The 26,495-nt window shown below is 58.4% G+C and carries 25 protein-coding genes; 12 read left to right on the top strand and 13 right to left on the bottom strand.

Annotated features, from left to right (window positions below):
* The first annotated feature begins 5 nt into the window (after positions 1-5).
* From benC to AB4O09_RS15810, 4 genes are all read left to right on the top strand, one after another.
* Positions 6-1,028 carry a benzoate 1,2-dioxygenase electron transfer component BenC gene (gene benC, locus AB4O09_RS15825; protein WP_003201888.1) on the top strand — a complete coding sequence of 341 codons (1,023 nt, stop codon included), beginning with the start codon at positions 6-8 and terminating at the stop codon, positions 1,026-1,028.
* A gap of 10 nt (positions 1,029-1,038) precedes the next feature.
* Positions 1,039-1,800 (top strand): 1,6-dihydroxycyclohexa-2,4-diene-1-carboxylate dehydrogenase, encoded by a 762-nt coding sequence (locus AB4O09_RS15820; protein WP_013693371.1) that lies wholly within the window; start codon positions 1,039-1,041, stop codon positions 1,798-1,800.
* Between the two features lie 55 nt (positions 1,801-1,855).
* On the top strand, positions 1,856-3,196 hold the full coding sequence (locus AB4O09_RS15815; RefSeq protein WP_223522995.1) for an MFS transporter: 1,341 nt from the start codon (positions 1,856-1,858) through the stop codon (positions 3,194-3,196).
* 77 nt (positions 3,197-3,273) lie between these two features.
* The gene (locus AB4O09_RS15810) at positions 3,274-4,530 is read left to right on the top strand and encodes an OprD family porin (protein WP_460053274.1); all 1,257 of its coding nucleotides are present in this window, start codon (positions 3,274-3,276) and stop codon (positions 4,528-4,530) included.
* A 56-nt stretch (positions 4,531-4,586) separates the two neighbouring features.
* On the opposite strand, the gene AB4O09_RS15805 is transcribed toward AB4O09_RS15810, so the two are convergent.
* Genes AB4O09_RS15805 through AB4O09_RS15770 form a run of 8 tightly spaced genes read right to left on the bottom strand, consistent with a single transcriptional unit; the run spans position 4,587 to position 13,398 of the window.
* A complete protein-coding gene (locus AB4O09_RS15805; protein WP_212795143.1) occupies positions 4,587-5,366 on the bottom strand; it encodes an SDR family NAD(P)-dependent oxidoreductase in 780 nt (259 codons plus the stop codon).
* A gap of 60 nt (positions 5,367-5,426) precedes the next feature.
* Positions 5,427-6,686, bottom strand: coding sequence for a TIGR02270 family protein (locus AB4O09_RS15800; protein ID WP_460107184.1), 1,260 nt, complete (start codon positions 6,684-6,686; stop codon positions 5,427-5,429).
* A 15-nt stretch (positions 6,687-6,701) separates the two neighbouring features.
* Positions 6,702-7,568, bottom strand: a complete 867-nt coding sequence (locus AB4O09_RS15795) for a hypothetical protein (RefSeq protein WP_170291493.1) — start codon at positions 7,566-7,568, stop codon at positions 6,702-6,704.
* The gene (locus AB4O09_RS15790; RefSeq protein ID WP_003201902.1) at positions 7,568-8,485 is read right to left on the bottom strand and encodes a DUF4150 domain-containing protein; all 918 of its coding nucleotides are present in this window, start codon (positions 8,483-8,485) and stop codon (positions 7,568-7,570) included. Before AB4O09_RS15790 ends, AB4O09_RS15795 begins: the two co-directional genes overlap by 1 nt.
* On the bottom strand, positions 8,482-9,546 hold the full coding sequence (locus tag AB4O09_RS15785) for a hypothetical protein (protein WP_003201904.1): 1,065 nt from the start codon (positions 9,544-9,546) through the stop codon (positions 8,482-8,484). The genes AB4O09_RS15790 and AB4O09_RS15785 overlap by 4 nt, the downstream gene beginning before the upstream one ends.
* Complete coding sequence (locus AB4O09_RS15780) at positions 9,543-10,685, bottom strand: DUF2169 family type VI secretion system accessory protein (RefSeq protein WP_028236868.1); 1,143 nt, start codon at positions 10,683-10,685, stop codon at positions 9,543-9,545. The genes AB4O09_RS15785 and AB4O09_RS15780 overlap by 4 nt, the downstream gene beginning before the upstream one ends.
* Positions 10,686-10,697: 12 nt before the next feature.
* Entirely contained in the window at positions 10,698-11,156 is a 459-nt protein-coding gene (locus AB4O09_RS15775) for a DUF6484 domain-containing protein (RefSeq protein ID WP_003201910.1), read from the bottom strand.
* Positions 11,157-11,172: 16 nt separating this feature from the next.
* Positions 11,173-13,398, bottom strand: coding sequence for a type VI secretion system Vgr family protein (locus AB4O09_RS15770; protein ID WP_060613875.1), 2,226 nt, complete (start codon positions 13,396-13,398; stop codon positions 11,173-11,175).
* 549 nt (positions 13,399-13,947) lie between these two features.
* Here AB4O09_RS15770 and AB4O09_RS15765 point away from each other — a divergent pair.
* The 7 genes from AB4O09_RS15765 to AB4O09_RS15735 all read left to right on the top strand — a co-directional run bounded on the left by AB4O09_RS15765 (position 13,948) and on the right by AB4O09_RS15735 (position 20,222).
* A complete protein-coding gene (locus AB4O09_RS15765) occupies positions 13,948-14,652 on the top strand; it encodes a heavy metal response regulator transcription factor (protein ID WP_038858999.1) in 705 nt (234 codons plus the stop codon).
* On the top strand, positions 14,652-16,025 hold the full coding sequence (locus AB4O09_RS15760; RefSeq protein ID WP_003201917.1) for a heavy metal sensor histidine kinase: 1,374 nt from the start codon (positions 14,652-14,654) through the stop codon (positions 16,023-16,025). The genes AB4O09_RS15765 and AB4O09_RS15760 overlap by 1 nt, the downstream gene beginning before the upstream one ends.
* A gap of 128 nt (positions 16,026-16,153) precedes the next feature.
* Complete coding sequence (locus AB4O09_RS15755) at positions 16,154-16,414, top strand: DUF2790 domain-containing protein (protein ID WP_003201919.1); 261 nt, start codon at positions 16,154-16,156, stop codon at positions 16,412-16,414.
* A gap of 45 nt (positions 16,415-16,459) precedes the next feature.
* Entirely contained in the window at positions 16,460-17,506 is a 1,047-nt protein-coding gene (locus AB4O09_RS15750; RefSeq protein ID WP_052239519.1) for an oxidoreductase, read from the top strand.
* A gap of 70 nt (positions 17,507-17,576) precedes the next feature.
* On the top strand, positions 17,577-18,899 hold the full coding sequence (locus AB4O09_RS15745; RefSeq protein WP_460053280.1) for an NTP/NDP exchange transporter: 1,323 nt from the start codon (positions 17,577-17,579) through the stop codon (positions 18,897-18,899).
* A gap of 71 nt (positions 18,900-18,970) precedes the next feature.
* On the top strand, positions 18,971-19,471 hold the full coding sequence (locus AB4O09_RS15740) for a lipocalin-like domain-containing protein (protein WP_013693381.1): 501 nt from the start codon (positions 18,971-18,973) through the stop codon (positions 19,469-19,471).
* 115 nt (positions 19,472-19,586) lie between these two features.
* The gene (locus AB4O09_RS15735) at positions 19,587-20,222 is read left to right on the top strand and encodes a hypothetical protein (RefSeq protein WP_003201928.1); all 636 of its coding nucleotides are present in this window, start codon (positions 19,587-19,589) and stop codon (positions 20,220-20,222) included.
* Positions 20,223-20,265: 43 nt separating this feature from the next.
* Here AB4O09_RS15735 and AB4O09_RS15730 read toward each other — a convergent pair whose 3' ends face one another.
* The 4 genes from AB4O09_RS15730 to AB4O09_RS15715 all read right to left on the bottom strand — a co-directional run bounded on the left by AB4O09_RS15730 (position 20,266) and on the right by AB4O09_RS15715 (position 24,644).
* Complete coding sequence (locus AB4O09_RS15730; RefSeq protein WP_003201930.1) at positions 20,266-20,811, bottom strand: hypothetical protein; 546 nt, start codon at positions 20,809-20,811, stop codon at positions 20,266-20,268.
* A gap of 96 nt (positions 20,812-20,907) precedes the next feature.
* Positions 20,908-22,323: an amino acid permease gene (locus AB4O09_RS15725; protein ID WP_003201933.1), complete on the bottom strand. Its 1,416-nt coding sequence runs from the start codon at positions 22,321-22,323 to the stop codon at positions 20,908-20,910.
* Between the two features lie 180 nt (positions 22,324-22,503).
* Positions 22,504-23,559 carry an ornithine cyclodeaminase gene (locus AB4O09_RS15720; RefSeq protein ID WP_003201935.1) on the bottom strand — a complete coding sequence of 352 codons (1,056 nt, stop codon included), beginning with the start codon at positions 23,557-23,559 and terminating at the stop codon, positions 22,504-22,506.
* Positions 23,560-23,609: 50 nt separating this feature from the next.
* Entirely contained in the window at positions 23,610-24,644 is a 1,035-nt protein-coding gene (locus tag AB4O09_RS15715) for a histone deacetylase family protein (protein WP_003201938.1), read from the bottom strand.
* Positions 24,645-24,763: 119 nt separating this feature from the next.
* On the opposite strand from AB4O09_RS15715, the gene AB4O09_RS15710 reads away from it, so the two are divergent.
* Positions 24,764-25,264: an Lrp/AsnC family transcriptional regulator gene (locus AB4O09_RS15710; RefSeq protein ID WP_003201941.1), complete on the top strand. Its 501-nt coding sequence runs from the start codon at positions 24,764-24,766 to the stop codon at positions 25,262-25,264.
* Positions 25,265-25,446: 182 nt separating this feature from the next.
* Here the strand turns inward: AB4O09_RS15710 and AB4O09_RS15705 are convergent, their stop codons facing one another.
* The gene (locus tag AB4O09_RS15705) at positions 25,447-25,854 is read right to left on the bottom strand and encodes an ACT domain-containing protein (RefSeq protein ID WP_003201943.1); all 408 of its coding nucleotides are present in this window, start codon (positions 25,852-25,854) and stop codon (positions 25,447-25,449) included.
* Between the last annotated feature and the right edge of the window lie 641 nt (positions 25,855-26,495).

Here is a 26,495-nt window from a genome sequence, read left to right as displayed (position 1 = left end):
GCGCCATGACGTACTCCATAGCCCTCAATTTTGAAGACGGGGTGACCCGTTTCATCGACTGCAAAGTGGGTGAGAAGGTGCTGGATGCCGCCTTTCGCCAACGTATCAACCTGCCCATGGATTGCTCGGACGGTGTCTGCGGCACCTGCAAATGCCGCTGCGAGACCGGCGCCTATGATCTGGGCGACGAGTACATCGACGATGCGCTGACGGAGGACGAAGCACAGGAACGGCAAGTCCTGACCTGCCAGATGGTGCCGCAATCCAACTGCGTCATCGCCGTGCCGGTGCCTTCCAGCGCCTGCAAGACCGGCACCACCCGGTTCGCTGCCAGCGTCACCGGCATTACTCGGCATGCCGATGCGGCGTTGGAAATCAGTTTCGAACTGGACCAGGCGCCGATTTTCCTGCCAGGCCAGTACGTCAACATCGAGGTGCCGGGCAGCGGCCAGACGCGCTCGTACTCATTCAGCAGCCGCCCAGGCGAAAAGCACGCCAGTTTTCTGATCAAGCATGTCCCCGGCGGCCTGATGAGCGGTTGGCTGGAACGCGCTCAGGAAGCCGAGAACGTCGCCATGACCGGGCCATTGGGCAGTTTCTATCTGCGTGAAGTGACCCGGCAGCTGTTGTTCCTGGCTGGCGGCACCGGGCTTGCGCCGTTCTTGTCGATGCTCGAGGTGCTCGCCGAACGCGCAGAAACCCAGCCGGTGTCGCTGATCTACGGTGTGACTCGCGATCAGGACCTGGTGATGGTCGAGGCCCTGGAAGCCTTCGCCGCGCGCCTGCCGAACTTCAGTTTCGTGACCTGCGTGGCGGACCCCGGAACCGCTCATCCTCGCCAAGGCTATGTCACCCAGCACATGGCGCCAGCCGTGCTCAACAACGGTGATGTCGACGTGTACCTCTGCGGGCCACCGCCGATGGTTGATGCCGTACGCCGGCATTTCAAGGAACAAGGTGTCACCCCGGCCAGCTTCCACTACGAGAAGTTCACGCCCAACGCAATCGTCACCGGCGACGCCGCCTGAGGACACTGAAATGAACCCACGTTTCAACGAAAAGGTCGTGCTGGTCACCGGCGCGGCCCAGGGAATCGGTCGGCGTGTCGCCGAGCGAGTGCTGGAGGAGGGCGCGTTGCTCGTTGCCGTCGACCGCTCTGAACTGGTCCACGAACTGCAGCATGAACATGCGCTGACCTTGACGGCTGACCTGGAGCAGTACGCGGAGTGCGCGCAGGTAATGGCCGCGACCAAGGCGCGTTTCGGGCGTATCGACATCCTGATCAACAACGTTGGCGGGACGATCTGGGCCAAACCGTTCGAGCACTACGCCGAACATGAAATCGAAGCCGAAGTACGCCGTTCCTTGTTCCCGACGCTGTGGTGCTGCCACAGCGTATTGCCCTACATGCTCGAACAGGGTAGCGGCGCGATCGTCAACGTTTCATCGATTGCCACGCGCAGCATCAATCGCGTTCCGTACGGCGCGGCCAAAGGCGGCGTCAATGCGCTGACTGCCTGTCTGGCACTGGAAACCGCCGGCAGCGGCATCCGGGTCAACGCCACGGCCCCCGGCGGCACCGAAGCACCGGCGCGCCGCATTCCTCGCAACAGTCAGCCGCAAAGCGAGCAGGAGCGGGTCTGGTACCAGCAAATCGTCGATCAGACCATCGACAGCAGCCCGATGAAACGCTACGGGACCCTCGATGAGCAAGTCGGCGCCATTCTGTTCCTGGCATCGGATGAGGCTTCCTACATCACCGGCGTGACCTTGCCGGTAGGGGGCGGCGACCTGGGCTGACGCTGCGGCAGTACATACGGTTCTCACACACAACAAAAATAATGAGAGTAAAGCCATGCGGACCATCGACGTACATTCGATCATCGACAACGCCCGTTTCGGGCGCTTCCATTGGCTGATCATGGGCTTATGCGCCTTGCTGTTGATCTTTGACGGCTATGACCTGTTCATCTACGGCGTGGTCTTGCCGGCGATCATGAAGGAGTGGGGGCTGACGCCCCTACAGGCCGGCGCGCTGGGCAGCTATGCACTGTTTGGCATGATGTTCGGTGCCTTGGCATTCGGCAGTCTGGCCGACAAGATCGGCCGCAAGAAAGGCATCGCCATCTGCTTCGCGCTGTTCAGCACGGCGACGGTGATCAATGGTTTCGCCAGCACGCCCGGCGAGTTCGGCGTGTGCCGTTTCATCGCCGGGCTTGGATGTGGCGGGCTGATGCCCAACGCGGTCGCGCTGATGAACGAGTACGCGCCGAAAAAAATGCGCAGCACCTTGGTTGCGTTGATGTTCAGCGGCTATTCCCTCGGCGGCATGCTGTCGGCCGGTGTCGGTATCTTCATGCTGCCGCGTTTTGGTTGGTCGTCGATGTTCTTCGTCGCGACCCTGCCATTGTTGCTTCTGCCGTTGATTCTTCACTACCTCCCGGAGTCCATTGGCTTTCTCATCCGCCAGGGCCGCACCGAACAGGCCCGTACGCTGCTTGAGCGCCTGGCGCCAGGGAATGAAATCGGCGTCGAAGACACGCTTCAACTAAATGAAACCAAGGGCAAGGGCGCATCCGTACTGGAGCTGTTCAGGAATGGCCTCGGTGTAAGAACGGTGGCGATCTGGGTAGCGTTTTTCTGTTGCCTGCTGATGGTCTACGCATTGAGCTCGTGGTTGCCCAAGCTGATGGCCAACTCCGGCTACAGCCTGGGTTCAAGCCTGACGTTCTTGCTGGCCCTGAATTTTGGCGGCATGGCAGGCGCGATTCTGGGAGGTTGGCTTGGGGATCGGCTGAATCTGGTGAAGGTCATGATCGGGTTCTTTCTTGCTGCCGCACTCTCCATCAGCTTGCTGGGTATCAATAGCCCGATGCCGGTGCTGTACCTGCTCATCTTCATCGCCGGCGCTACCACTATCGGCACGCAAATCCTGTTGTACGCCGGTGCCGCACAGCTTTATGGCTTGCACATTCGCTCCACGGGCCTGGGGTGGGCCTCCGGAATCGGTCGCAACGGCGCAATCGTCGGCCCGCTCTTGGGCGGCGCACTGATGGGGATCGAATTGCCCCTGCAACTGAACTTCATGGCCTTTGCCATTCCGGGCGCTATTGCGGCGCTGGCAATGACCGCCTTCGCCCTGAACGAACGTCGCGCCCTGCCTGCTGCGCTTGAAGCGCCCTCGGTAAAAGCCTGACACCGAGCGTAATAGCCCGCACGACATGACGGCGGGCCCATGAGCTGTCGATAAATAACAATAATTAAGAGCACAACATGAATCAGCAGACCATACCGCGTTTCTGGCTTTCACTCCTGGGCGTGCCACTCGTCGCGTCGGCGGCGGACCAGGGCTTGCTCGAAGGTTCCACCGCCACCTTGCAAGCTCGCAACTATTACTTCAGCCGGGACTATTCCGACATCGTCGGCGCAAATCGGCAATCCAAGGCCGAGGAGTGGGGGCAGGGTTTCATCCTGACGTTCAAATCCGGCTACACACAGGGGCCTGTGGGGTTCGGCATCGATGCGCTAGGAACGCTGGGCCTCAAGCTCGACAGCAGCCCTGACCGGGTCAATACCGGGTTGTTGCCGATCACGGACGATGGCCGTGCGGCTGACGATTACAGCCGTCTGGGCCTGACGTTCAAAGCCAAAGTCTCTAAAACCGAACTGAAGGTCGGGGAGCTGCAACCGAATCTTCCGGTACTCGCCTTCAGCGACATACGTCTGCTGCCCCCGAGTTATCAGGGGGTGAGCATCAGCTCCAGCGAGATCAGTGGCCTGACGGTGCAAGCAGGTCACTTGACGACGACCAGCCTGCGCAACGAAGCCGGCGACGAAAAAATGATCGCCATGCTAGGCCATGTGCCTAAACGCCAGGCTGAAGGCGATGCTTTCAACTACCTCGGCGGCGACTACAGCTTCAACAGCAATCGCACCAGCGTCAGCCTCTGGCACGGCCAGTTGAAAGACATCTATGCCCAGGACTTCATTGGTTTCAAGCACAGCCAGCCCATGGGCGACTGGGTTCTGGGCGCCAATCTCGGTTATTACGATGCCAGCGAGGACGGCAGTGAAATGCTGGGGAAAATCGATAACCAGGCGTTCTTTTCGTTGCTGTCTGCAAAGCGTGATGGCCACACCTTTTATGTCGGTTACCAGGCGATGTATGGCGACAGTGCGTTCCCCAGGGTTTTCGCCAACGTCACGCCTCTGGGTAACGAGGTGCCAACTTATGAGTTCGCCTATACCGATGAGCGTTCCTGGCAGGCTCGTTACGACTATGACTTCGCTGCAATGGGGGTGCCTGGCCTCACGACGACGGTGCGCTACATCACCGGCGACAACGTGAACACCGGCGCGGGTTTTGAGGGCAAGGATCGCGAGCGCGATCTGGATATCGGCTACGCGTTCCAGAACGGTTTTCTAAGCGGCCTGGGGGTACGCGTGCGCAACGTCATGGCGCGTTCCAACTACCGCAGCGACATCGACGAGAACCGGTTGATCCTCAGTTACACCTGGAAGCTGCTCTGACCTGATCGGTTCACCCTTGCCGGTGCCATGGCGAATGCCTGGGAAGCCTAGTCAGATCAAGGAGCCTTGTTCTCGACCAGGCAATTTCCGCCATCCACCACGATGACTTCGCCAGTGAGGTAGCTCGCCTCTGAAGAGGCAAGGAAAGCCACCAGTGCAGCGACCTCTTCGGGACGTCCGGCGCGGCCCATCGGCGTGTATTCGGCCGCTTTGGCTTCCTCTGTAGTGGTCGATCCTGTGGTGATCCAGCCGGGAGCGACGCTGTTTACGGTGATCCCTTGCTGGGCGACTTCCAGCGCCAGGCTCATGCTCATTCCGACCATCGCGGCCTTCGCGGCGCTGTAAGCCGCTTCACCGGGGTTGCTGCAGCGGGTGCCGGTAGTGGAACTGATGTTGACGATGCGCCCGTAGCGACGCGCCCGCATGCCGGGCAGAACAGCCCGTGTAAGCAGAAAGGCCGTGGTCAGGTTTCGCGCCAACGTAAGGTTCCAGGTGTGCAGATCCATGCTTGCCAAGTCGGAAAAAAACTCCGGGCTGCCTTGCATGGCCATGCCCGCGTTGTTGACCAGGATATCGATCTGCCCCCAGAGGGACTCCGCCCACGCCATGAACTCACGTACCTGGTTTTCATCGGTAAGATCGAGGGCCCGGCCTTCGACTTCGAACCCTTCGGCGCGCAGTTCTGCGACTCGATCATTGATTCGCGCACTGCTGGCGGTGACGATCAGTCTGGCTCCCGCCGCGCCAAGCCTGCGGGCGATCGCCATGCCGATTCCGATCTCGCTTCCAACCCCACTGATGAGTGCCACAGGGTTCTGTCCAACTGCGTTTGGCATGGTGCCTCCAGAGGGGGGTAAGTGATTGCCAGGCGCCGGCGCGCTATATAAACATCCGGATCAACGCCCGAATACCGCCGTCATCCCCAACAACCGCTTTTGCCGCCAAGCCGGTGCACTCGTGGGGAAAAGCACTTCGTTTGGCCGATAGCGGGCGATGCCGCAGGCAGCGGCGATGCGCTGGCGTTGCTGGCCGTGGATAAGGGCTTGCTGAAAGCTGTGTTCGCTATGGGCCAATCCCAGCATATAACGAGTACCTGCCGGGAAGTGTCCGCTATTGGCTTGCCACCATCTTTCGATTGCCTGCGGGTCGGGCCAGGGCAGGTTTTCATCGGGGTCCATCGCGACATTGGGGTCTTCAGGGTCATCGTTCGGGCCCGCATCGAAATCCGGCAAGGCCTGCAGTTCCAGGTCGAGCAGCGCCAGGTCTGCGCCGGTGATCAGGCTGAAGGTTTCACCGGCGACCCGGGCATAGGGCAGGTCGCTCATCTGCTGGATCAACCACGGTACGCAGACCGGATCGCCCAGCAGCCCAAGGGCTTGGATGCCGATGCGCCGATCCCTGGGATCCTGTACCCACTGGCGTATCCAGGCGACGCTGGGCTCGCGTTCCTGCCAGGCCAGCAGTACGCAGAGCGCGCGGTACTGGAACTCGCCCGGTTGTTCGGCGAATTGTCGCAATGGCTCCAGGGCTTGCTCGTCGCCCATCTGTGCGGTGGCCCAGTTGGCCCAGAAGCGCGTGGCCGCATTCTCGTGTAGACGATGGGTACGAATCGTCTGTAACAGGTCACGTCGGCGCAGTTCACCCGCCGTGCGTGCGGCACGTGCCAGCACGCTGGGGTCGGCGTGGGACAGTTCGGTCAGCAGGATAGGGCCGGGATCGTGGCGATGCATGCCGCAGGCTGCCAAGCCAAGGCGACGGAACAAAGGCTCGGGGGAGGCGAGCATGCGCTCGATCCAGGGCGATACCCGTTCCCAGTCGAGCCACCCCAGGGCCATCAGGTAACCTCGTTCAGTTTCCGAGGCACTTCTTAAGTGCTCGCTGAGCAGCGACAGCCCCTTCGCATTGGCCGCCTCGAAGGCCAGCAGCACACTGGCGAACATCTCGCCGACGGTGTGCGGGCCGAGCTGGGTCAGCAGAGTCTCCAGGCCTGTTGAGCCAGCAATGCGCAGACCATCGAGATGAGCGTCGATGCGTTCGTCCAGTTTGCTGAGGTCGTCAAGGTCATAGTGGGGCGCGCGCACGGCGTGATCGTGCAGGAGGATGAGGAAGCAAGCTTCTTCGGCGTGTTGCTCGATCATTGATGAGATGGGGACCATGACGTCTCTGTCTTGTTACGGCACCAGGTTTCCAAAGAAGTAACGTTTACCGACTTCGAAGTGCAGGGGAGAGGCCATGTACCGGTCCAGGACAGCGGCCGCATTCAGCGGTTGGAACTCGCCGTTTTTTCCGTAGAAGCTGGAACAGTCGACGCCGGAATACACCTCGAATTTACGCCTCCAGATAAGAAAGTTGCTCCAATCGATCCATTCGTCAGTGCCTGAAGGAACCAGGGACTTTCTCATGACCCAGACTTGTTTGTTCATGTCGACGGGCATCCCCCCGGAAATTGAGCAGCGATCGCTGCCATAAGCGTTCTGCAGTTCGCTAAGTCGTGAATCGACAGCCGCTTTGTAATCGACTTCGTTCAGGCCACTGTCAAAGAACTCGGGCTCGTTTTCGATGGGGTCAAGAAGATTGGTTAAATTGGCTTCCACGGCGGCTCGGTCGGCCCGACGTGCAAACGTACGCCATGCCTCAACCATGAAAGGTATCAGCCACAGCACACCAGACCACTGGGCTGCCAGGCACGCCTCGATGCGAAGGTAAGTGGGGCCTTCGAGTATGAGCTCCGCAAGGAAATCCAGGTCAGTGTCGAGCCCTGCATCAGCGGTCAGGCCGAGGCAGGCCGATACCAGCGTTGGATCGCAACTGGGTTCCACTATCCATTTGCGCAGTTGGGATACGTGGCTGTAATCGCCATGCTTGGCCTGTTCCAGAATCGCAGCAAGTGCAATCCACGGGTCATTGCTCATCCATCCGTCAGGTGACAATACTTCTGCCGGAGCGGGGCCACTGTAGTGATATCCACGCCCCTTCCAATAGAAGCTGTCTTGAAGGAAACCAGGTCTTTGGGTGTGCTTGTAAATAGAGGCTTTCATCATTCGGGCCTTGGAAAACTATTGATGCGTGTTTCTTGAAGTGCACTCAGCTCTCCTTCGAGCTTCTCACACTTCTTGCCAGTAGGGGCGAGATTCCCTTGCCCGGCCGGACAACCTCCGGCCGCCTTGGGGACTCTATGCGCCACCGGCTCTCCCTGGCCCACTTCTGTTTTCCAACGCATATAGCCTGGTCTGTTAATCGCCCAATCATTTTCAATGTTGGCTTTCTCTCGTTTGCTCGTTACGTAGTACTTATTGCAGCCGCTCGGTTGCTTTCCGGCGGGTGGCAACAGGTGCCTGCACTTGGGGTTGGCCCGGACTTTGGCAAGCACGGCTGCATTCTTGGGATTTTGTGCGGTGCCGTAGAATTGCTCCTCCGTCATGTACTCCCCGTTCGCTTGAGCCTTGGAGTGCGCCGCGCCGCCGCAACATTCACATTTGTGTTTGCCCGGCACCTTGGCGTCTTGTTGCACCGGACTGTATTTGGCGGTGTTGACCATGGGCACAGCCGCATTCGCTGCAGGGCTGGCATGATTCGATGTGGTGAGATCGGTATGTCTGTCTACGTTCTGGCCTTCGAAAAGAACATCCATTGACCATGAGACAAAATAGGTCTTGCCGGTGATGACGTGAGTGATGACACCGGCACCCTGGCTTCTTGTGGCAGCTTCATCGCCCAGCGGTGAGGTTTTATAGAAGGAGCGATTTTTTAACATGATCTCCTTGTTTTCGATCTTGACGGTCTTGCTGCCTTTCTTCATGTCCTTGGAAAACGAGGTGTCTGGATAGGGCACCGGGATTGGCCCTCCCGGAGGCGGTGGTGGCGTCAGGCAGACATCCGGGAACGCCGCGATGACCTTGCCTCCACCCGCTTTGCAGGCAATCTCATCGCCATTTGCGTAAACGTCGCAGCTCATAGGTCCCCCTCTGGCTGGCTAAGGTCGCGCACAACGGCGGCCGCGCGTGCGCCGGCCAGGGCACTGCTCAGACAGATCGCGGTGGTTCCCGGTGCATAGCCTTTGCGAAACGCCTGGTCGGCGAGTATCAATTGGACGATTCCAGCAATGGCCCCGGTGTCACCCATGGCCTCTGCCCAATGCCACAGTGGCTGATCCTCTTTTCGGACTGTCCGAAAAAGCCGGGCCTCCATCAACGGAAGTTCCTTGAACCCGTATTGCTCTCCCGTGACATCGGACAGGCGCAGGTCAATTTCATGCAGACCCAGTTTGGCCTGTGCGAGCGCCGTACGAGCGGCGTCGGTCAGCCCGCCTGCCCGCAGGGGTTTGCTCGACAAAAGAGGCGCCTCTTCTTGCCCAAAGCCCAGGCCTGAGATTTGCAGGCAGGTACCAGGTTGCCGATAGGCCTGAATCAGGATGGCCGCGGCCCCTTCGCCAGGAAACAAGCCGTCATTGTGAGTCGCCGTTTTCAGCCGGCGATGTTCGTCCAGCCACTGCAGCGTCAAGGCGCTGAGCAGCGAGTCAACACCCGCCACCACACAGGCGGGAACCCGTGTTTCCTGCATTAATCGACTGGCTTCATGAAGGGCATGCATGCCGGCAACATGGCCAGAGGGGATGACCCTGGAATGCGTTGGATGGAACTGTATGCCCAACTTGGAAGATACGTCCTGTATGACGGCCTGGGCTATTTCCCTGATATTGATTCCGGGGCGCTCCGGTTCAGCCAGGCACAGGAGAAATGGCACTTCTGTCCAATCCAGCTTCGGCGCACCCTGTATCAACTCGACCAGTGCATGCATCATGAGTCCGGACATGCGCGCTGCTGCCGGCAGAGCCAGGTCAAGGCTGGGCACAGCCGCGCCGATGATGGGTTCGCACGCGTTGTCAAAAAACGGCAGCTCCTGGAGTGCTGACAGCCCGGCGCGCTTGGCAGCACAGGCGCTGGCGACGCATAAGCCCACGGGACACGCCATGCCCATGCTGGTGATGAAGAGGGCGTGTCCCTGCATGGAGGTCATATCTCCTCTTCCGCGGGAGGATAGGCTTCCTTAGTCCACGCGATGAGTTGAGCCAATGACTTGAAGTGTTGTTTTCCTCGCATGCGTTCTTCGTTGGCCTTGGCCTGTTCGAACTGATCGGCGGTTTGCCCGACGATGACCTTGGCCACCTCCTTGATGTTGCGCCCGAGGGGCGAAGAGGCTCGCCATGTCAGCGTCAGGCGATTCGCGTCAGGTTCAAGAATGACGGTGTCGACCACGGCGGCTGCTTCCCGTGTGCTGTCGTCGTGAAAAACGACAAGCACCGCTAGTTTCAGGTTTGCCGGAAGCCTGAATGCCGAGCGGCCTTTATCGCTCAGATTAAGCAGCGCGACTTCTTCGCCCCCCCGGGGATAATCGATTTGCTGGTCCTCGGGTGCACATTGGAAATAGCGCAAGTCAAAATCTTCGGGAAGGAATGGAAATTGATGATCAAGCCACGCCTGATCATAGGTGCCGGCCCATTGGATACGCTGCCGCCATGCTCGACCAATCGGGCCAAATGCCATTGGCTTGTAATGTTCGTGGGGGGCGGTGACCGGCCTTTCCAGTTCTTCGGTATTTGGGAGCGGCAAGCCATTGGTCTGGGCACTGTTTGCTGCGGGGTAAAATCCGGCTCCAACCGGGTTCCATGGGTACCATTTGTGTTTGGCCGGGTCTGCATGCGTGCGATCCACGCCGCCAAAAGCCTGCGCGTAGGTAATCGGCATTGTGGTGAATGGAACAGGTTTGCTTATCGAGTGTGAGAGGGCGCTGTCCTCATAGATTCGTGCCCCAATCACTTTGAATGCTTTGACGAGAGTCCCCACTTTCAGCGCTACGTTCACCTCCGTCGCCGGCTCTCCATTGGGGGCGTGGCAGTGACCATTGAGCAGGACATCGCAGCGGGGCTTGTGCAGCGCAAAATCGTTTTCGTATAACGCAGCTGATTCACTCGGTTCACCTGGGAATACGTCGGCCATGATCAACGGAGCCTGTTGTTCGAGCAGGCGCGGCGCATGTCCAGGGTGATCTGGAATGCCGTAGGTTCCTTTCGCCACCACGACCAGCCATTCACGGCCCGTTTTATCGGTTGAGGTCGTATAACCGCCGACGAGGCGAGTCTTGTTTACCAATTCCATGGCGTCATTGCCTCAGTTGATCTGCACCGAGCCGCCCTTGATGCGGTTCACACCGGATGACCGGTTCGAGAGATAGGTCCCTCGAATCAGCACCTTGCCCTCGCGGGTGAGGGTGATGCTGGCCTTGCCGCAGCGCAGGACGATTTCCCGCTCCGCGGTGAACTCCAGGCGTTCACCGTCCAGGTGGGCGACGGCTGGCGTTGTGGTTTGCGGCAGACGCTGGATGCGACCGATCACCAGCGGACGGCTCAGGTCGCCGGCCTCGAACATCAGCGCGACCTGGGCGCCGATGTCCTCGCGGCTGAGCGGTGTGGTGGTGCGCGCGGCGAGGCCGCCGTCAGCAGGGCAGCCGGGAAATGCCACGACCGGCGCGTCGGCCTTGGGCACATCCAGCAACAGGCCGATCACGACGCCATCCACGCGCGTCGGCGCGGCAGTGGAGGAGGAGGGCAGGTAATATTCGACGGTCATCGCACACGCTCCATGACTAGTTCTGCAGAATCTTCTGGCCTTTGACGACCACGTTTTTGTTGGCCTTGATCTTGATGGCGCCAGAGCCGTCGATGGTGATGTTCTTGCCGCTGATCACGATGGTGCCGTCCTTCTTCATGGTGATGCTCGCCGCGCCCGTGGTCAGGCTGATGGAGTCGCCGGCGGTAAGGGAGAAATGCTTGCCTACGTCCAGACTGTCGTTCTGCTTGATGTTGGTGGTGCGATTCTGGGCGACGTCGCGGGATTCGTTCTGGCCAATCTGGGTGCTCTGGTTGCCGTTGATCTCGATGCCTTCGTTGCCCTGGACCGTTTCGTTACGGTTGCCGCTGATGCTGATCGTTTCGTTGCCGCCCACGTCTTCGGTGCGGTTGCTGGCGATGCTGATTTTCTCGTTGGCACCGACTTTTTCCGTGCGGTCCGCGCCGATGGTGATGGTCTCGTTACTGCCCACTTTCTCGGTGCGATTGGCGCCAATGGTGATTTTCTCGTTGCTGCCAACATCCTCGGTGCGGTTCACACCGATGGAGATGGTTTCGTTATTGCCGACCTTTTCCTTGCGATCCACACCAATGGTGATGGTTTCGTTGTTATCGACGGTTTCGGTGCGGTCGTGTTTGACATGCACGGTCTCGTCGTTGTCGATGGTCTTGCGGCGATCATGGCCGACCCAGTGGGTTTCGTCGTTCTCGACCTCGATGTCCTGGTTCTTCTCGGCGTGGATAAACAGTTGCTCCGAGCCTTTCTTGTCCTCCATGCGGATTTCATTGAAGTTGGCCGGTGAACCGCCCTTGCTTGAACGACTTTTCACCCCGCTCTGGGTGGCATTGGCCGGCAATCCGTAGGGCACGGTCTGTTCAGCGTTGTAGACGCGGCCAGTGATAATCGGCCGATCCGGATCGCCCTCGAGGAAACTGACGATCACTTCCTGACCGATCCGCGGGAGCTGCACGGATCCCCAGTTCTTGCCGGCCCAGGCCTGGGACACGCGAATCCAGCAGGAGCTGTTTTCGTTGGACTGGTCATGGCGATCCCAGTGGAAATGCACTTTGACCCGGCCATATTGGTCGGTCCAGATCTCCTCGCCACTGGGGCCGACCACCACGGCAGTCTGCGGCCCGCGAACAATGGGCATGGGGGTGAGGGGGAGAGGGCGGAAGACTTGGCTGGCATCCATGCAGTCCAGCTCGCTGACGAACTGTTCAGCGACGTCCGACTGGCCGCTTTCATAGGCATCCTGACGGATCTGATAACGGGCGGTCACCACCAGGTATTCACGGTTCTGGTCGGCACGGTCGTATCCCGTCAGCGTGAACACATGACCGCAACCGATTCCGCGGGCGCGACCGCGTAATTGCACACGCTCGAATTGGCTGTGAATGGCTTCGATGCGGGTACGCGCGTAGTGATCGCCATCGTTGCTCTGGACGTATTCACCCGGGTAGTCGTAGAGCGGGTAGTCGGCGTTGGTGTGGTTGCGCGGCACGCTGGAGCGCACCTCAAGACTGGCGCGTGGGCGCAGGAAGTCATAGTCGTTCAGCGCCAGCGAACCGGGTTGGACTTCCCGCGCCAGTTGCCAGTCGTAGAAATGATCGCGCTCGCGCATTTGCCGATCAGGCGGATAGAAGGGCACCGAGGCGTAGTCCGGCGCCGTGGAGTGGGCGCCATAGGCGTCGGCCAACACCAATACATGGCGCGCCTCTTCATGGCGAAAGTAGTAATAGATGCCTTCCTGCTCCATCAACCGACTGACGAAGTCGAAGCTGGTTTCGCGGTACTGCACGCAATATTCCCACTCGCGGTAGCTGCCGCTCAGGCTGTCCTCGAAATCGGAGAAACCGAGGTCGCGGAACACCTGCTTGATGATGTCCGGCACGGTCTTGTTCTGGAAAATCCGGCAATCGGAGGTGCGCGTGAGCAGCCAGAACCAGGGGCGCAAGCTGACGCGATAACCGGCGAATTGGCCGTGGCCGGTCAGTTGCCGGCAACTGCAGACAATGCCGTGGAAGTAGCGTTTGCCGCCGTCATACAGTTCCAGGGTCAGGCCCATTGGCTTGCCCAGCAGCTGGTCGAACGTGATCGCCCGGTCTTCGGAGGTCAGGTCCAATTCGTAGTGGAACAACCGCCCCAACTCTTCGCTGCCTTCCATGCCTTGCAACAACAGGACATCGCCGCCGAGAGGACTGTCGACCTGTACCAAACGGTTGTTTTGCGTGATTGCCATGAACGGCTTCCTTTGGCTCGTGTTCGGGCGTCAGTTGGCCGTCGTAAAGAAGGTGGCGTCGCATGCATCGTCGTCGCCATAGGGGATGCCAGGGGGAATCGAGTCCAACAATTGCTGCACATCCACCACAGGGGGATCTCCTTATCGGTCTTGCGGTCTTCAATCAAACTGGACGTACGAGCAGATCCTTATCCTGCGGATTAACGTGTGTCTGGAGCCCGTTGGATAACGTTCCAGCATCGCCCCAAATGGGACGGATACCTGACGTCAAGATAGGTGACGGAAGGTCGTCTACATAGTTTCGTTAGCTATAACTGTAATTCCAAATTCGAATAATTCCACGAGAATGACGAACTCGGCCCTTGAAGCATTTTCTGACAAGAATGTCAGGAGGCGGTCAGCCTGCGGACACCTTCACAGCCTAGACTGGGGAAAATGTACATCCAGGCGATCTTGCAGGGGGGCTTGAAGCATCAGCACCAAGCCAAACATCGGGATCGACTATTTGATCTCCCAATTTGTGGCACCGTTTCAGAGAGGCGTTACCCGATGCGTTTGCTCATTGTCGAGGATGAAGAAAAAACCTCCTCCTACGTCCATCGTGGCTTGACCGAGCTCGGCTACATTGTCGACGTTGCCACGAATGGCATCGATGGCCTGCATTACGCGCTGGAATGGGATTACGACGTGGTGATCCTGGATGTGATGTTGCCGGGCAAGGACGGCTACGACGTGCTGCAAGGCCTGCGCCTGCAAAAGAAAACCCCGGTCATCATGTTGTCGGCCAGGGGGACGGTGGATGACCGCATTCGAGGGCTGCGCGAGGGGGCCGATGATTACCTGGGCAAGCCTTTTTCGTTTGCCGAACTTGTCGCACGTGTCCAGGCCTTGATCCGTCGTCGCGCCGGTGACACGGTTGACCTGACACATTTGCGCATCGACGACCTGGAAGTCGATCTGCAAGCGCGCAAGGTGACCCGGGGAGGGCTGCGGCTGGACCTGACGGCCAAGGAGTTCACCCTGTTAAGCCTGTTGGCACGGCATCAGGGCGAGATCCTTTCCAAGTTGATGATTGCCGAGCAGGTCTGGGACATGAATTTCGACAGTGACGCCAACGTGGTCGAGGTCGCGATCAAGCGTGTTCGCGCCAAGGTAGATGCCCCGTATCCGCGCAAGCTGCTGCATACCGTCCGCGGCATGGGGTATGTGCTGGAAAGCCGTGAGGTCGATAGCAGGCAAAGTGGAACGCCTTGATGAAAAGATCGATCGCCAAGCGGCTTGCCCTGATGTTCGGCCTCGCTGTCCTGCTGATCATGTCGATCAGTGCGACGCTGTTGCGCTGTTCTTTGGACCAAACGCTCGATGAGCAGATGCAAAACGAGCTGGTCTTGCGCCATTCCGTGCTCGACCCGGTACTGGCGAAATACGATTCGCCGACATTCTGGGTCGGTTTGCGCCAGAAGCTCGACGGCTTGACGCCTGCGGATGAACGGGTGCGCTATTGGATCCTGGTTGACAACCCAGACTTCAGTTACGGCGGGGCGATGCCGGACGGGCAGGATTGGTCGAAGCGCTCAGATGGGCTGTTTACCCTCGACCTGCCTGAGCGGGAGCGTCCCATGATGGCTTTGCTCAAGACCATTCCTGCGATGGGCAACCGTCCGGAGCTGCGTTTTATCGTGGGGCTGGATTCAACGCCGTTCAGGAAGACCCTGGACCACTTCACCAAGATTTTGATCCTGACCTCGGCATTGGGCATCGGGCTGGTTGCGCTGCTCGGTTACTGGATCGCGCGTTTCGGCCTGGGGCCGGTGAGACGACTGAGCCGTCAAGCCAATAGCCTGCCGCCGGGAGATTCGAAGCAGCGACTGGACACCGAGGCGCTGCCTGGCGAATTGCAGGAGCTGGCGGTGTCGTTCAACGGTGCCCTGGCTCGCCAGGAAGCGGCCTGGTGTCAGCTCGAAGGGTTCAATGCCAATGTGGCCCATGAGCTGCGAACGCCCTTGACCAATCTGATCGGACAGACCCAGGTGGCATTGGCCCACGGGCGCGATGTGGGTGAGCTGCAGGATCTGCTGCAGTCGAACCTCGAAGAGCTGGAACGGATGGGCACCATCGTCAACGACATGCTGTTCCTGGCGGGGGCCGAGAGCGGGCAACGGGCAACCGAGCTCAGTGATGTCTCGCTTTATGAAGAGGCGTTGAAAACGGTGGAGTATCTGGAGCCGGTCTTGCACGACAAACAGCTGGGCGTGGTGATCCAAGGTGACATGCGCGTGTGCATCGACCGACGCCTTTTTCACCGTTCCCTGGCTAATCTGATACAGAACGCGGCGCGCTACGCTGTGCCGACCAGCACGATCACGGTGAGCCTGGTCAACCACGGCATGCAGGTCGAGGTGAGCGTTTCCAATGCCGGAGAGCCCATCGACAATTCGCACCTGGAGCGTTTGTTCGAGCGTTTCTATCGCGCCGACACCGCCAGGGCGCGAAGCGATGCGCACCATGGCCTGGGCCTTTCCATCGTGCGGGCGGTGGCGTCCATGCACGGTGGCCGCGTGTTTGCCCACAGCGAGAATGGGCTCAACACCTTCGGATTCTCCTTGATGAACCAGGCGGCGCCTTAGTCGTCGCCTGCGAGTAAAGTCTGCCCGCGTTTGACATCTTCCCGTCAGCCAGCAGTCACCTTGACGTCAGTCGCCCCCGCCTAGAGTGCTACGACCATCCCAACGAGGACTGTGTCGTGGAGCCCACTATGAACATTCGAAACCTGTCGATTGCCGGCCTGCTGGCAGTCATCTCCTTGAGCGGTTCACCGCTGCTCGCCAAAGAACAATCGCAGTTTCCGGCCTACGAATATGGCATGCCGCTGGACATCGCCAGGGTCATTCATATCGAGGCGGCGACATCGCCGGTATGCGAGGTCGTGCCAGCCAAGATGACCTACTTGAACACCCAAGGGGTAAAGAAACACGTCAGCTTTCTGCAGTTGGCTGAGGCGTGCTCGACACAGTGACCGTCCGGCGATGCCGGTTCATTTCTTCAGACAGGGACCATCACCATGTGGAATAGCACAACAACACCCACCATTGGCCGCATGAGCCGGCTTGGAAGACTGGCTCGAATCCTCGCTGCGGGCGTCGCGCTGCTCAGTGCGGTGAGTATCGAAGCCTCCACTCGCGTTGCACCGAAACCAGACTGGTCGACCGGCGACATACCGTCCCAAAAAGGTCGAATTGTCCTGATCACCGGTGGTACCAGTGGCATGGGCTACGAGGATGCGCTGGCCTTGGCGCGTGCCGGCGCCGAGGTCATCATCGCCGCGCGCAACCCGGAGCGCGGCGCACAGGCCATTGCGCGTATCCGCGAGTCCGAGCCCGACGCCAAGGTGCAGTTCGAGAACGTGGACCTGGCTGATCTTTCATCTGTGCGCGACCTGGCCCAGCGTCTCAATCAGCGGCTGCCACGCCTTGATGTGTTGATCAACAATGCCGCCGTCATGGCGCCACCCGAGCGAGGCACGTCCGCCGATGGCTTTGAACTTCAGTTGGCCACCAACTACCTGGGGCACTTCGCGCTGACCGGCCTGTTGGTGCCGCTCTTGCGTCAAAGCGAGGATGCCCGCGTGGTAAGCCTGTCCAGCATTGCTGCGACGCGCGGCGCGATGAATCTTGATGATCTTCAGAGCGAGCAGAAGTACGACCCGTACGCCGCCTACGCGCAATCGAAACTGGCCGTCTTGCACTGGGCATTTGCCTTGCAGCGGCGCAGTGATGCCGAAAACTGGGGCATTCGCAGCATGGCGGCGCATCCCGGCGTTGCCGTTACCGAGTTGGTCGCACGGGGGCCAGGCCTCGACAGCGAGTTCGGTCGGCGCTGGGCAAAGGACCGTGACGCGTACCACTCAGCGGCACAAGGGGCGTTGCCCACCTTGTATGCCGCCACGGCTGCGCAAGCCGTGGGTGGGGCTTATTACGGCCCGACCGGTGACGATGAAAGACGCGGTCCGTTGGGGTTCGCCAAGACACCGCCCGCCGCGAGCACGGAGGCGGATGCCGAGCGGCTCTGGGTTGTCTCCGAGCGTTTGACCGGCGTGACCTATCGCTGATGCCACCCAGGGCGCGGGCATCCGTCCTGCGCTTGACCATTGCCTTGTTGCCGTCTCCCCGGAGTCCCTTATGAGTGCGCCGTCCTATTTGCACCGGCTGAGTTTCGCCCTGAACGCCCGCGACGGTGAGTTGCGTCCGGCGCTGTGCGGGTTCCTGCTGTTCCTTTGTCTCTTCACCGGTTACTTCATGCTGCGCCCAATCCGTGAGTCGATGGGTATCGCGGCGGGGGTGGAGAACCTGCAATGGCTGTTTACCGCGACCTTCCTGGTCATGCTGGCAGCCGTCCCACTGTTCGCCTGGCTCAGTTCGCGGGTGCCGCGCCTGCGCCTGATCGATTGGGTGTACGGCTTCTTCGGCTTCAACCTGTTGATGTTCGTCGAGCTGTTCCAGTTCCAGCCGGACAGTGTCTGGTTGGCCCGGGTCTTTTACGTCTGGATCTCGGTTTATAACCTGTTCGTCGTATCCGTGGCCTGGAGCCTGATGGCGGATGTATTCGACAGCGAGCAGGCCAAGCGGCTGTTCGCCTTCATCGCCGCAGGCGCCAGCGTCGGCGGCCTGCTGGGGCCGACCCTGAGCGCGCTGCTCATCGGTCCTCTCGGCGCCTCGGGGTTGATGCTGCTGGCAGCCTTGTTGCTCGGTGCCACGCTGGTGTTGAAACGGGCGTTGATGGGATGGCGCGAAACGGGCGGTGCCGGCCGTCCGGGCGCTGCGCCGACGCAAAGCCCTCGGCAGCCATTGCACGGTAATCCGTTCAGCGGGTTGACGGCGGTGCTCAGGTCACCTTACTTGCTGGGGATCGCCGGCTTCGTGGTGTTGTTGGCGACGGTCAGCACCTTTCTCTATTTCGAACAGGCGCGCCTGGTGGCCGAGCACTATCCAGATCGCCAGGCGCAAGTGCGCATCTTCGGCACCATCGACATCATCGTGCAGGCCGGTGCGTTGCTGTCCCAGTTGTTCATCACCGGGCGCATCGCGCCGAAGCTGGGGGTGCGTGCTTTGTTGGCCATCGTGCCGCTGCTCATGTGCGTCGGCTTCCTCGGCCTGGCGTTGGCGCCGGGGTTCGCTCTGCTGGCGGCATTGATGATCGTGCGACGGATCGGTGAATACGCGTTCGTCCGACCGGGCAGGGAAATGCTGTTCGCGCCGCTGGATGCCGAGAGTAAATACAAGGCCAAGAACTTCATCGACACCGTGGTTTATCGCGCAGGTGACGCCATGAGCGGCTGGGCCAAGAGCCTGCTCGACCTCCTGGGACAAGGCGCCGGCCCGGCCGCGATAATCGGCGCCTGTTGCGCACTGCTGTGGGGCTACTTGGGCTGGCAACTGGGGAGGAGGGCGGATAATGACACTTTGCGGGAGCTACGCTTGGCGGCCATCTCGGCCAGGGCATGAAGACCGTGCCGACCAGAATGAAACCCACTCTATTGTCTGCCGTGTCGTTGCGGCGAGGAAAGGTGACGCGGATGACTCTGAAAAACAAGGTACTGGCGATCGTAGCGGTGATTGCCTTCTCGGCGTGCTCCAGTGTGTTTGCGGGCAAAGAAAATTCCGTGGTCGGAACCTGGCGCATGATCAGTGCAACCGTTGAGAGCCAGGGCATCAAATCGAATGCTTATGGCCCCGATCCTCATGGTTGGCTCGTCTTCACACCAGAGCTGACGTTTGTCGAAGTACTCACGGATCCACGCGTGCCAGCGTTTCGGTCCAACGTTCGTGGCGAAGGCACCGATGAGGAAAACCGAGCAGCGATGGCGGGGGGCATCGGTTTTTTCGGGCGATATACGGTCGACCAGAACGGTGAGTTCACGGGCAACACTGTCGAAGGGGCTACGTTCCCGAACTGGGTGGGCGCTGTGCGCACCCGGGACGACCTGCAGTTGAAGGTCGATGGCAACCGGATGGTAGAAGATTTTCGCCGCCCGGATGGGGCGAAGGTTCACATTGTCTTTGAGCGTGTCAGGTAATTGCGAAGCGGCGTGTGTGCAATCAGATGATGGCCTTTTGCTTTTAAACGGATCCCGCTAGAATTCGTCCCCCTCTCTGTGAGCGGCATTAGTCAAATTACGCAAGGAAGTCGATATGCAATTTGCAAAAGCCATAGGCCTAGCCCTGGCCTTGAGCCTGAGTGGATGCGCCAGTTTCACCAAAGATGAAGTAGCCCCCGTGAATCTGCCTTCAATGGCCGGCTACTCGAACAAGCCGAACGTCTATGTCGATTTCGATTTCTATCAGGGCGACCCCGACAATGCCAAGGCCACCGAGGTGCCGCAGGCTCGCGACATGCTCAAGCCCGATCTGAAGCGAACCTTCGATGAATCAGGGCTTTTTGGGCGCGTGGTCTTTGACGAATTCCAGAAGCAACCAGGCGATTACAGTCTTCGATTGAAGGTCTATAACCATGCGCCAGGCGGTGGGCAAATGGTCCTGGCGTTCATCAGCGGCTTCACCTTCACGATCATTCCTGCCTTGGCAACCGACCAGTACACCATGAGCCTGGAAACCCTGGACGAGCAGGGTCAGCCGTTGGGCAAGACCAGCAATCATGATGCGATCAACACCTGGATGGGCATCTGGTTCCTGCCCCTGGCAAGTAATACGCCCAAGGCCGCCATTACCAACACCTTCAACCGCCAGGTCAATGCGCTGTTGAAGAACTGGGTCGACAACAACCGCATAAAATACTCCGCTGTCGACACCCAAACTCCACGGGGCTGACACCGATAGAAAAAGAGCCGCAATCGCGGCTCTTTTTTTTGGGTCACTTCAGCGCTTGAGTGAACTGCGGGTCGCTGTACAAGCTCTTGAGCAAGTCTTGCAGCATAGGGTTGTAGTTGTTCGCGGCCGCCGGAATGGCGATCGGACCGAAGAAACTGCTGTCCCAATCACGCTGCACGTCTTTAGTGGTTTCGTATAGAACCTGATCGCCTTTACGCAGCGTGAAGCGCGCAGCCACCTCGCCATGGCCGCTGCCTACGCCTGCAGTGAGTTGGCTCTTGACCAACTGAACCTGCAACTGCCGGTCAGCACGAGGGTCCAACAGACCGGCCTGACGGAGCTCATCGTTGATCGCGGCCTGGATGTGCAGCGGAACGCTGCCCTCGGGCGACGAAATCGGGTTCAGGCGCACCATCAGCGACCCTTGACCTGAATCCGCATTCACCTGCGTCTCGCGCAGGGGCTGCATGGGTGCATTTTGCTTGAGCTGCTGAACGTTCTGAAAATTGGGTTCATAGCGAGCCATGGTCACACCACAGCCTTGTAACAGCATTGCGCAGAACGGTAGAGCCAAGTAGAGCTTCTTCACAGCAAATCCTTATGTGCTTTTTTTGAAGACGTGATTATCGACTGATAGCCTTAAGCTATCAAGAATGAGTTGCGGTTTACGCTGCACCCAAACATCTCAGCCGTATTGACTGGCAGCTTCGGCAGCGGTTTTAGGCTTCCTGGAACAGGTCAACTGGTAAGCAATTGCCAACCATATGAACCACCCCGGCATGACCATCAACGCAATACGGGTATCAGGTCTCAATGCCAGCAGACAAAGAACAAAGCCCAGGAACGCCAGGGAAAACCAGGCCATTGGTACGCCGCCAGGCATTTTGTAGGCCGATTTCGCGTGCAGCTCAGGTCGCTTTTGGCGGTAGGCAATATACGATGCAAGGATGGTCGACCAAGTAAAAATCACCAGGATTGCCGATACAGTGGAAACAATGGTGAATGCGGTCATCACTTCAGGAACGATGAAAAGCAACAGCACACCCACGAGCATCAACAGTGTGGTGAACGCCAGACTCAGCAGAGGCACGCTATTGCTCGACAGACTTCGGAAAATCCTCGGAGCGTTGTCCTGGTTGGCCAGTCCGAACAGCATGCGGCTAGACGAAAATACACCACTGTTGGCCGAGGAAGCGGCAGACGTCAGCACTACAAAGTTGACGATACCGGCTGCCGCGGGAAAACCTGCAACCAGGAACAGCTCGACGAAAGGGCTCTTGTTGGGCGAAACCTGTTGCCACGAAGTCACTGCAATAATGCAGGCCAGTGCCAGCACATAAAACAGGATGATTCGCAGCGGAATCGAGTTGATGGCTTTCGGCAGGGTCTTCTCGGGGTTACGGGTTTCGGCGGCGGCGGTACCGATCAGTTCGGTGCCGGCAAATGAGAAGATTGCCATCTGGAAACCGGCAAAGAAACCGAACAGGCCGTTGGGAAAGGCCGCTTGTTTATCCAGCAGGTGGTTCAGCGAAGCAGTAACACCGCTGGGTGAGACAAATGAGCTGGCAATCAGCACCATGCTGACGCCAATCAGGGTGACGACGGCAATGATCTTGATGATCGCGAACCAGAACTCCACTTCACCAAAAAGCCTGACCGTCAGTACATTCAAGGCGAACAGTGTCATCAGCATACCGATGGCGGGTATCCAGGCGGGCACATCGGGGAACCAATACTGAAAAAACCCGCCGACCACGACTGAATCACCTATCACCGCCACGCTCCAACTCAGCCAATACGACCAGCCAAGAAAGAATGCCGCGCGCGGGCCGAGGTAGGCACCGGCAAAATCCGCGAAGGTTTTGAAGTTCAAGTTCGAGAGCAGCATTTCGCCCATGGCACGCATGACGAAATAAACGAACAGGCCGATGATCATGTAGATGAGGATGATCGACGTGCCAGAGAGGGCGATGATCTTCCCGGAACCCATGAACAGGCCTGTACCGATGGCGCCTCCCATGGCCATTAACTGAATGTGACGATTGCTGAGGGTGCGTTGCAGCGCGGGCTGTTCAATCAGCCCTGAGGGAGTTGATTTCATTACAAAACCTCTTGATTTTATGTTTTTGAGTTTTGGCAGAAAAGTGGTGTCTTGCGTATTTGTTAGAGATGCAACGGCTACTGACGGTGGTTGTTTTTGCAGAGCGAGATTTGCCGCGTACACACACAGTGTCTGAGTAGCCCCTTGGCACTTTGCGCAGGGGCATCACCTATGGTTTTTTCAGCTCACTGTGCGCAGGCGTGAAGGGACGATTGCTGGCTGCTGATCCAGGATCTGGTAGAGGTCTTTTATGTTGGCAGGCCTCGGCACCAGGTGGATGTGTTCACCGATTGCATGCTCCTGGGCCAGGTCCAGTACGTAGCGCAGTGACGAAAAGTCTTCGAGGGCAAAACCCACCGAATCGAACACAGTGACCTGAGCGTCGTTCTCGCGGCCCTTGATTTCGCCCTGAACAATCCGGAAAAATTCGACGACGGGAAAGTCGGCTTCCAATTGCTGGATGTCACCTTCAATCCGGGTCTGAGGTTCAAATTCAACGATGACCCGGGCGTTACGCAAGATCTCGGCGTGCAGCTCGGTTTTCCCCGGACAGTCCCCCCCTACGGCATTGATATGCATGCCGGGCTCGATCATCTCGGGCGTCAGAATCGTTGCGTAGGCTTTATCTGCAGTGACTGTGGTGACGATGTCTGCGCCCTTGACCGCTTCTTGCGCCGAGCCGGCCAGGATCACTTCAAGATCCGGGAACGCGGCCAGGTTGCGCTTCAACTTAAGCGAGGCGTCGCGATCGATATCGAATATGCGCAGTTCCTTGATCGATAGCATTTCATGGAAGGCGAGGGCCTGAAATTCGCTCTGGGCGCCATTGCCGATGATGGCCATGATGCGTGCATCCGGACGCGCCAAGGACTTCGCCACCAAGGCGGAGGTCGCCGCCGTGCGCACAGCGGTGGTCAGCGTCAGTTCACTGAGCAGGGTTGGATAGCCACTGTGGACATCGGCCAGGACGCCGAAGGCCATGACCGTCAGCAAGTTGCTTTGACCGTTGTCCGGATGACCATTGACGTATTTGAACGAGTACCGCTGGCCATCGTCGGTCGGCATCAACTCGATCACACCCTTGGCCGAATGATTGGCGGTGCGCGGCGACTTATCAAACTGCGCCCAACGTGAATAATCAGCTTCGATGTAATCTGCCATTTCGCGGATTGCGCGACGGATGCCCACCGTGGCGAACAGGCGCGCGACATGATCGACGTCTATGAAAAGAGTCATGTTTTTATTCTCCGGTTCATTAGTAAAAACGTTGCGGGGCAGGGGACGGCTCAGCTGCGTTTGCTCTCGAAACCATGCAGCACATTGACCGCATTGATTCCGATTTCATCGACCATATAGCCGCCTTCCATCACGAACAGAGTGGGGCAGCCCACACCCGCTATCAGCTCGCCGATGCCGATGAAATCTTCGCTTTCCAGCAGGAAGTGGCTGATGGGGTCGTCCTTGAACGTGTCGACGCCGAGTGAAATAACCAGCACTTCAGGGGCGAATTGCTGGAGTTTCCTGCAGGCGTGGAGCAGGGCGCCGCGATAGCTTTCCCAAGTGGTGTTTTTCGGCAACGGGTAGTTGAGGTTGTAACCTTCGCCATGGCCGGCGCCGACTTCGTGACTGAAGCCTGAGTAGTACGGATAAGACACCGCAGGTTCGCCGTGCAGCGACACGAACATGACGTCACTGCGTTCGTAGAAGATGTTCTGGGTGCCGTTGCCATGATGGAAGTCGACGTCCAGTACCGCGACACGTTTCGCGCCTTGAGTGATGGCCTGTTGTGCGGCAATGGCAGCGTTATTGAGATAGCAATAGCCGCCCATGTACTCACGCGCTGCGTGATGGCCGGGCGGACGGCACAGGGCGAAGGCACTGTCGTGGCCTTCATCGATCAGCGCCAGGCCGGTGAGGGCGATGTCTGCGCTGGTCTTTACGGCTTGCCATGTGGTCGCGGTAATCGGAGAACCGGCATCCATGGCGAAGAAACCGAGCTTTCCGTCGATGAAGGTCGGGACTTGATCGTTGGACAAATCGCGCACTGGCCATACCAGCGGCAAGGCGTCGTGGGTACGCCCGGTCGCACACCATTCTGACCATGCGCTTTCAAGAAAGCTGACGTAACGCTCGCTGTGCGCATTGACGTAACACGACCGGTCAAATGCCCGTGGTTCGACGATCTGGCCAAGGCCTACCTGCTTGACTCGATCATGTACGGTATCGGCCCGGCTGGGCTGTTCGAACGACGGTTTGAGCACGCCGTCCTTCAATTCGGTGCCGTGGTGCAAGCGATGGGAATCACTGAAAACTGTAAACATTCTGCGCATCCGTTAATTTGAACCAGTGCAAATATTCTCTTCCGGTCTGGATGCGCTTTCTTTGCTTTATTTTCGTGGTCTGCTAGATTTTTCGGGCGTTTTTACTCAGGAATTGCGAAATGCAGAAAAAATCATCCAAACGCATCAACCTTGACGAGACTGACTTGGCGATACTCACATTGCTGCAAGAGGATGCGAGCATTTCCAACGCCGAGCTCAGTGAACGCCTGTCGTTAAGCCTCACGCCTTGCTGGCGTCGGCGTAAGAGAATGGAGGAAGCGGGCGTGATCAAGGGCTATCAGGCCAACCTTGATCGACGCATGCTGGGGTTGGATATCATGGCGTTCGTGCACATCCGTTTTTCCACTCACGCCGATCACGCTCCCGACGCCTTCGAGGCGGTGATTGCGCAATTGCCTGAAGTGTTGTCCTGTCACAAGATCACCGGGGATGCCGATTACGTGCTGCAAGTGCTGGCAGAAGATCTTGATAGCTACAGTGACTTTATCGAGCAGGTGCTCAGGCGCCAGGTGGGTATTGCATCCATTCAGTCGAGCCTGGCGTTGCGCGAGGTCAAGACCAGTAGCCGGATTGCGATACCCAAATCTTGCAAGGAGTGAATGGAGTTAACGATCTCGCTCTCTATTAAGCACGCGGCTTTAAGCCGTTTGCATCAAAGGATGCTCAGCATAGACGGGGAGGAGCGTAACTCCGACGAGGCACAACAATGGTCGTTGAGAGTGGCTTTTGCCTTTGCGCCAAGCATTTTCAATAGCGCTCCGCGAATGCTTCGAGGTGCTTCCTAGTCACCAGATCCAGATCGCGCGAGTTCCTGCAGAACATCCATTGCTTTCTGCGCATCATCTTTACCTACAAAAATGTGGTCGTGGTAGTAAGCCGCGATGACATTACAGCTGATGCCTGCATTGCCCAGAGCGGTTGCAAAGGCAGCCGTCAAGCCAACGGCATCCAGCGCCGAGTGGATGGTCAAGGTAATCCAGGCGGCGACATATTCGAATTCAAGACCAAGCTCCAGAGCTGCGGATTGCTCGAGGATTACCGTTAGGCCTTCCTTCTCCCGAAAGCTCCCCAGCACTTCCTGCCCCTCAAGGATGTTGTTGTTTTTGATAGTGCAGAAGACATAGTTACCCTCATTCAGCGAAGGGCTCATGCCATGGAGTAGCTTTGCTATTGATTTTTCACCCGACATTTCATAAATCTCTATTGATTGTTGACGTCCCCAGTCTCCGCGATTTTACCGATAAGCAAAGTTAATTTTTATGATGCAGGATTAGCAGATCTAATGTTGCAGGTATTGAGCACATGGCAAACGAATGGGGGCTAGCGATCTGCTAACTTCGCAATGATCAGGCGAAATTTTCGAAGCTTGTGCCGATTCGGGCAACCAAGTTGTCGGCTTAACGGCCGCTTGGAGCCATATGGCGTAACCGTCCAGTAAAGCCAGGATCGATTCGAGGTGGCAGGCCATATTGAGGTCACGGCTTTTGGCGTAGCTATAGAAAGCCTGGATCGCTCCGCGCGGAACCTTAGCTTGAGTTGAACGTAGATGAAAGGGACAAGCATGGGCAACGGCACCGCATCTCCGGTCTGCACGAGCATGACAAGATGAGTAACGGCACTGAATCAGCTTCATCGACAGCCGCCTCATTCAATGTCTCACCATAAACATGACCCGTTGAAAGAGAAGGCTTCAGAAGCAGGTATGTCGAATCAGGGACTTAGGCGCCTCATGAACATATCTCACATAACACATCATTTAACATAATATACATTACACGTAACAACATATTTCAGATTCTGCCTGGTTACCCTGTGCAGCCATTCTCAAAC

Source organism: Pseudomonas sp. H1_F01 (assembly GCF_054681425.1).
This window is presented reverse-complemented; position numbering and strand designations above follow the sequence as displayed.

What these genes read in the sequence shown, in the direction of transcription:
- AB4O09_RS15710 (WP_003201941.1), top strand. Translation starts at nt 24,764, where the DNA reads ATGCAGAAAAAATCATCCAAACGCATCAACCTTGACGAGACTGACTTG.
- AB4O09_RS15770 (WP_060613875.1), bottom strand. Translation starts at nt 13,398, where the DNA reads ATGGCAATCACGCAAAACAACCGTTTGGTACAGGTCGACAGTCCTCTC.
- AB4O09_RS15720 (WP_003201935.1), bottom strand. Translation starts at nt 23,559, where the DNA reads ATGACTCTTTTCATAGACGTCGATCATGTCGCGCGCCTGTTCGCCACG.
- AB4O09_RS15745 (WP_460053280.1), top strand. Translation starts at nt 17,577, where the DNA reads ATGAGTGCGCCGTCCTATTTGCACCGGCTGAGTTTCGCCCTGAACGCC.
- AB4O09_RS15810 (WP_460053274.1), top strand. Translation starts at nt 3,274, where the DNA reads ATGAATCAGCAGACCATACCGCGTTTCTGGCTTTCACTCCTGGGCGTG.
- benC (WP_003201888.1), top strand. Translation starts at nt 6, where the DNA reads ATGACGTACTCCATAGCCCTCAATTTTGAAGACGGGGTGACCCGTTTC.
- AB4O09_RS15780 (WP_028236868.1), bottom strand. Translation starts at nt 10,685, where the DNA reads ATGGAATTGGTAAACAAGACTCGCCTCGTCGGCGGTTATACGACCTCA.
- AB4O09_RS15750 (WP_052239519.1), top strand. Translation starts at nt 16,460, where the DNA reads ATGTGGAATAGCACAACAACACCCACCATTGGCCGCATGAGCCGGCTT.
- AB4O09_RS15790 (WP_003201902.1), bottom strand. Translation starts at nt 8,485, where the DNA reads ATGAGCTGCGACGTTTACGCAAATGGCGATGAGATTGCCTGCAAAGCG.
- AB4O09_RS15760 (WP_003201917.1), top strand. Translation starts at nt 14,652, where the DNA reads ATGAAAAGATCGATCGCCAAGCGGCTTGCCCTGATGTTCGGCCTCGCT.
- AB4O09_RS15805 (WP_212795143.1), bottom strand. Translation starts at nt 5,366, where the DNA reads ATGCCAAACGCAGTTGGACAGAACCCTGTGGCACTCATCAGTGGGGTT.
- AB4O09_RS15795 (WP_170291493.1), bottom strand. Translation starts at nt 7,568, where the DNA reads ATGAAAGCCTCTATTTACAAGCACACCCAAAGACCTGGTTTCCTTCAA.
- AB4O09_RS15820 (WP_013693371.1), top strand. Translation starts at nt 1,039, where the DNA reads ATGAACCCACGTTTCAACGAAAAGGTCGTGCTGGTCACCGGCGCGGCC.
- AB4O09_RS15755 (WP_003201919.1), top strand. Translation starts at nt 16,154, where the DNA reads ATGAACATTCGAAACCTGTCGATTGCCGGCCTGCTGGCAGTCATCTCC.
- AB4O09_RS15735 (WP_003201928.1), top strand. Translation starts at nt 19,587, where the DNA reads ATGCAATTTGCAAAAGCCATAGGCCTAGCCCTGGCCTTGAGCCTGAGT.
- AB4O09_RS15740 (WP_013693381.1), top strand. Translation starts at nt 18,971, where the DNA reads ATGACTCTGAAAAACAAGGTACTGGCGATCGTAGCGGTGATTGCCTTC.
- AB4O09_RS15785 (WP_003201904.1), bottom strand. Translation starts at nt 9,546, where the DNA reads ATGACCTCCATGCAGGGACACGCCCTCTTCATCACCAGCATGGGCATG.
- AB4O09_RS15815 (WP_223522995.1), top strand. Translation starts at nt 1,856, where the DNA reads ATGCGGACCATCGACGTACATTCGATCATCGACAACGCCCGTTTCGGG.
- AB4O09_RS15765 (WP_038858999.1), top strand. Translation starts at nt 13,948, where the DNA reads ATGCGTTTGCTCATTGTCGAGGATGAAGAAAAAACCTCCTCCTACGTC.
- AB4O09_RS15715 (WP_003201938.1), bottom strand. Translation starts at nt 24,644, where the DNA reads ATGTTTACAGTTTTCAGTGATTCCCATCGCTTGCACCACGGCACCGAA.
- AB4O09_RS15775 (WP_003201910.1), bottom strand. Translation starts at nt 11,156, where the DNA reads ATGACCGTCGAATATTACCTGCCCTCCTCCTCCACTGCCGCGCCGACG.
- AB4O09_RS15705 (WP_003201943.1), bottom strand. Translation starts at nt 25,854, where the DNA reads ATGTCGGGTGAAAAATCAATAGCAAAGCTACTCCATGGCATGAGCCCT.
- AB4O09_RS15725 (WP_003201933.1), bottom strand. Translation starts at nt 22,323, where the DNA reads ATGAAATCAACTCCCTCAGGGCTGATTGAACAGCCCGCGCTGCAACGC.
- AB4O09_RS15800 (WP_460107184.1), bottom strand. Translation starts at nt 6,686, where the DNA reads ATGGTCCCCATCTCATCAATGATCGAGCAACACGCCGAAGAAGCTTGC.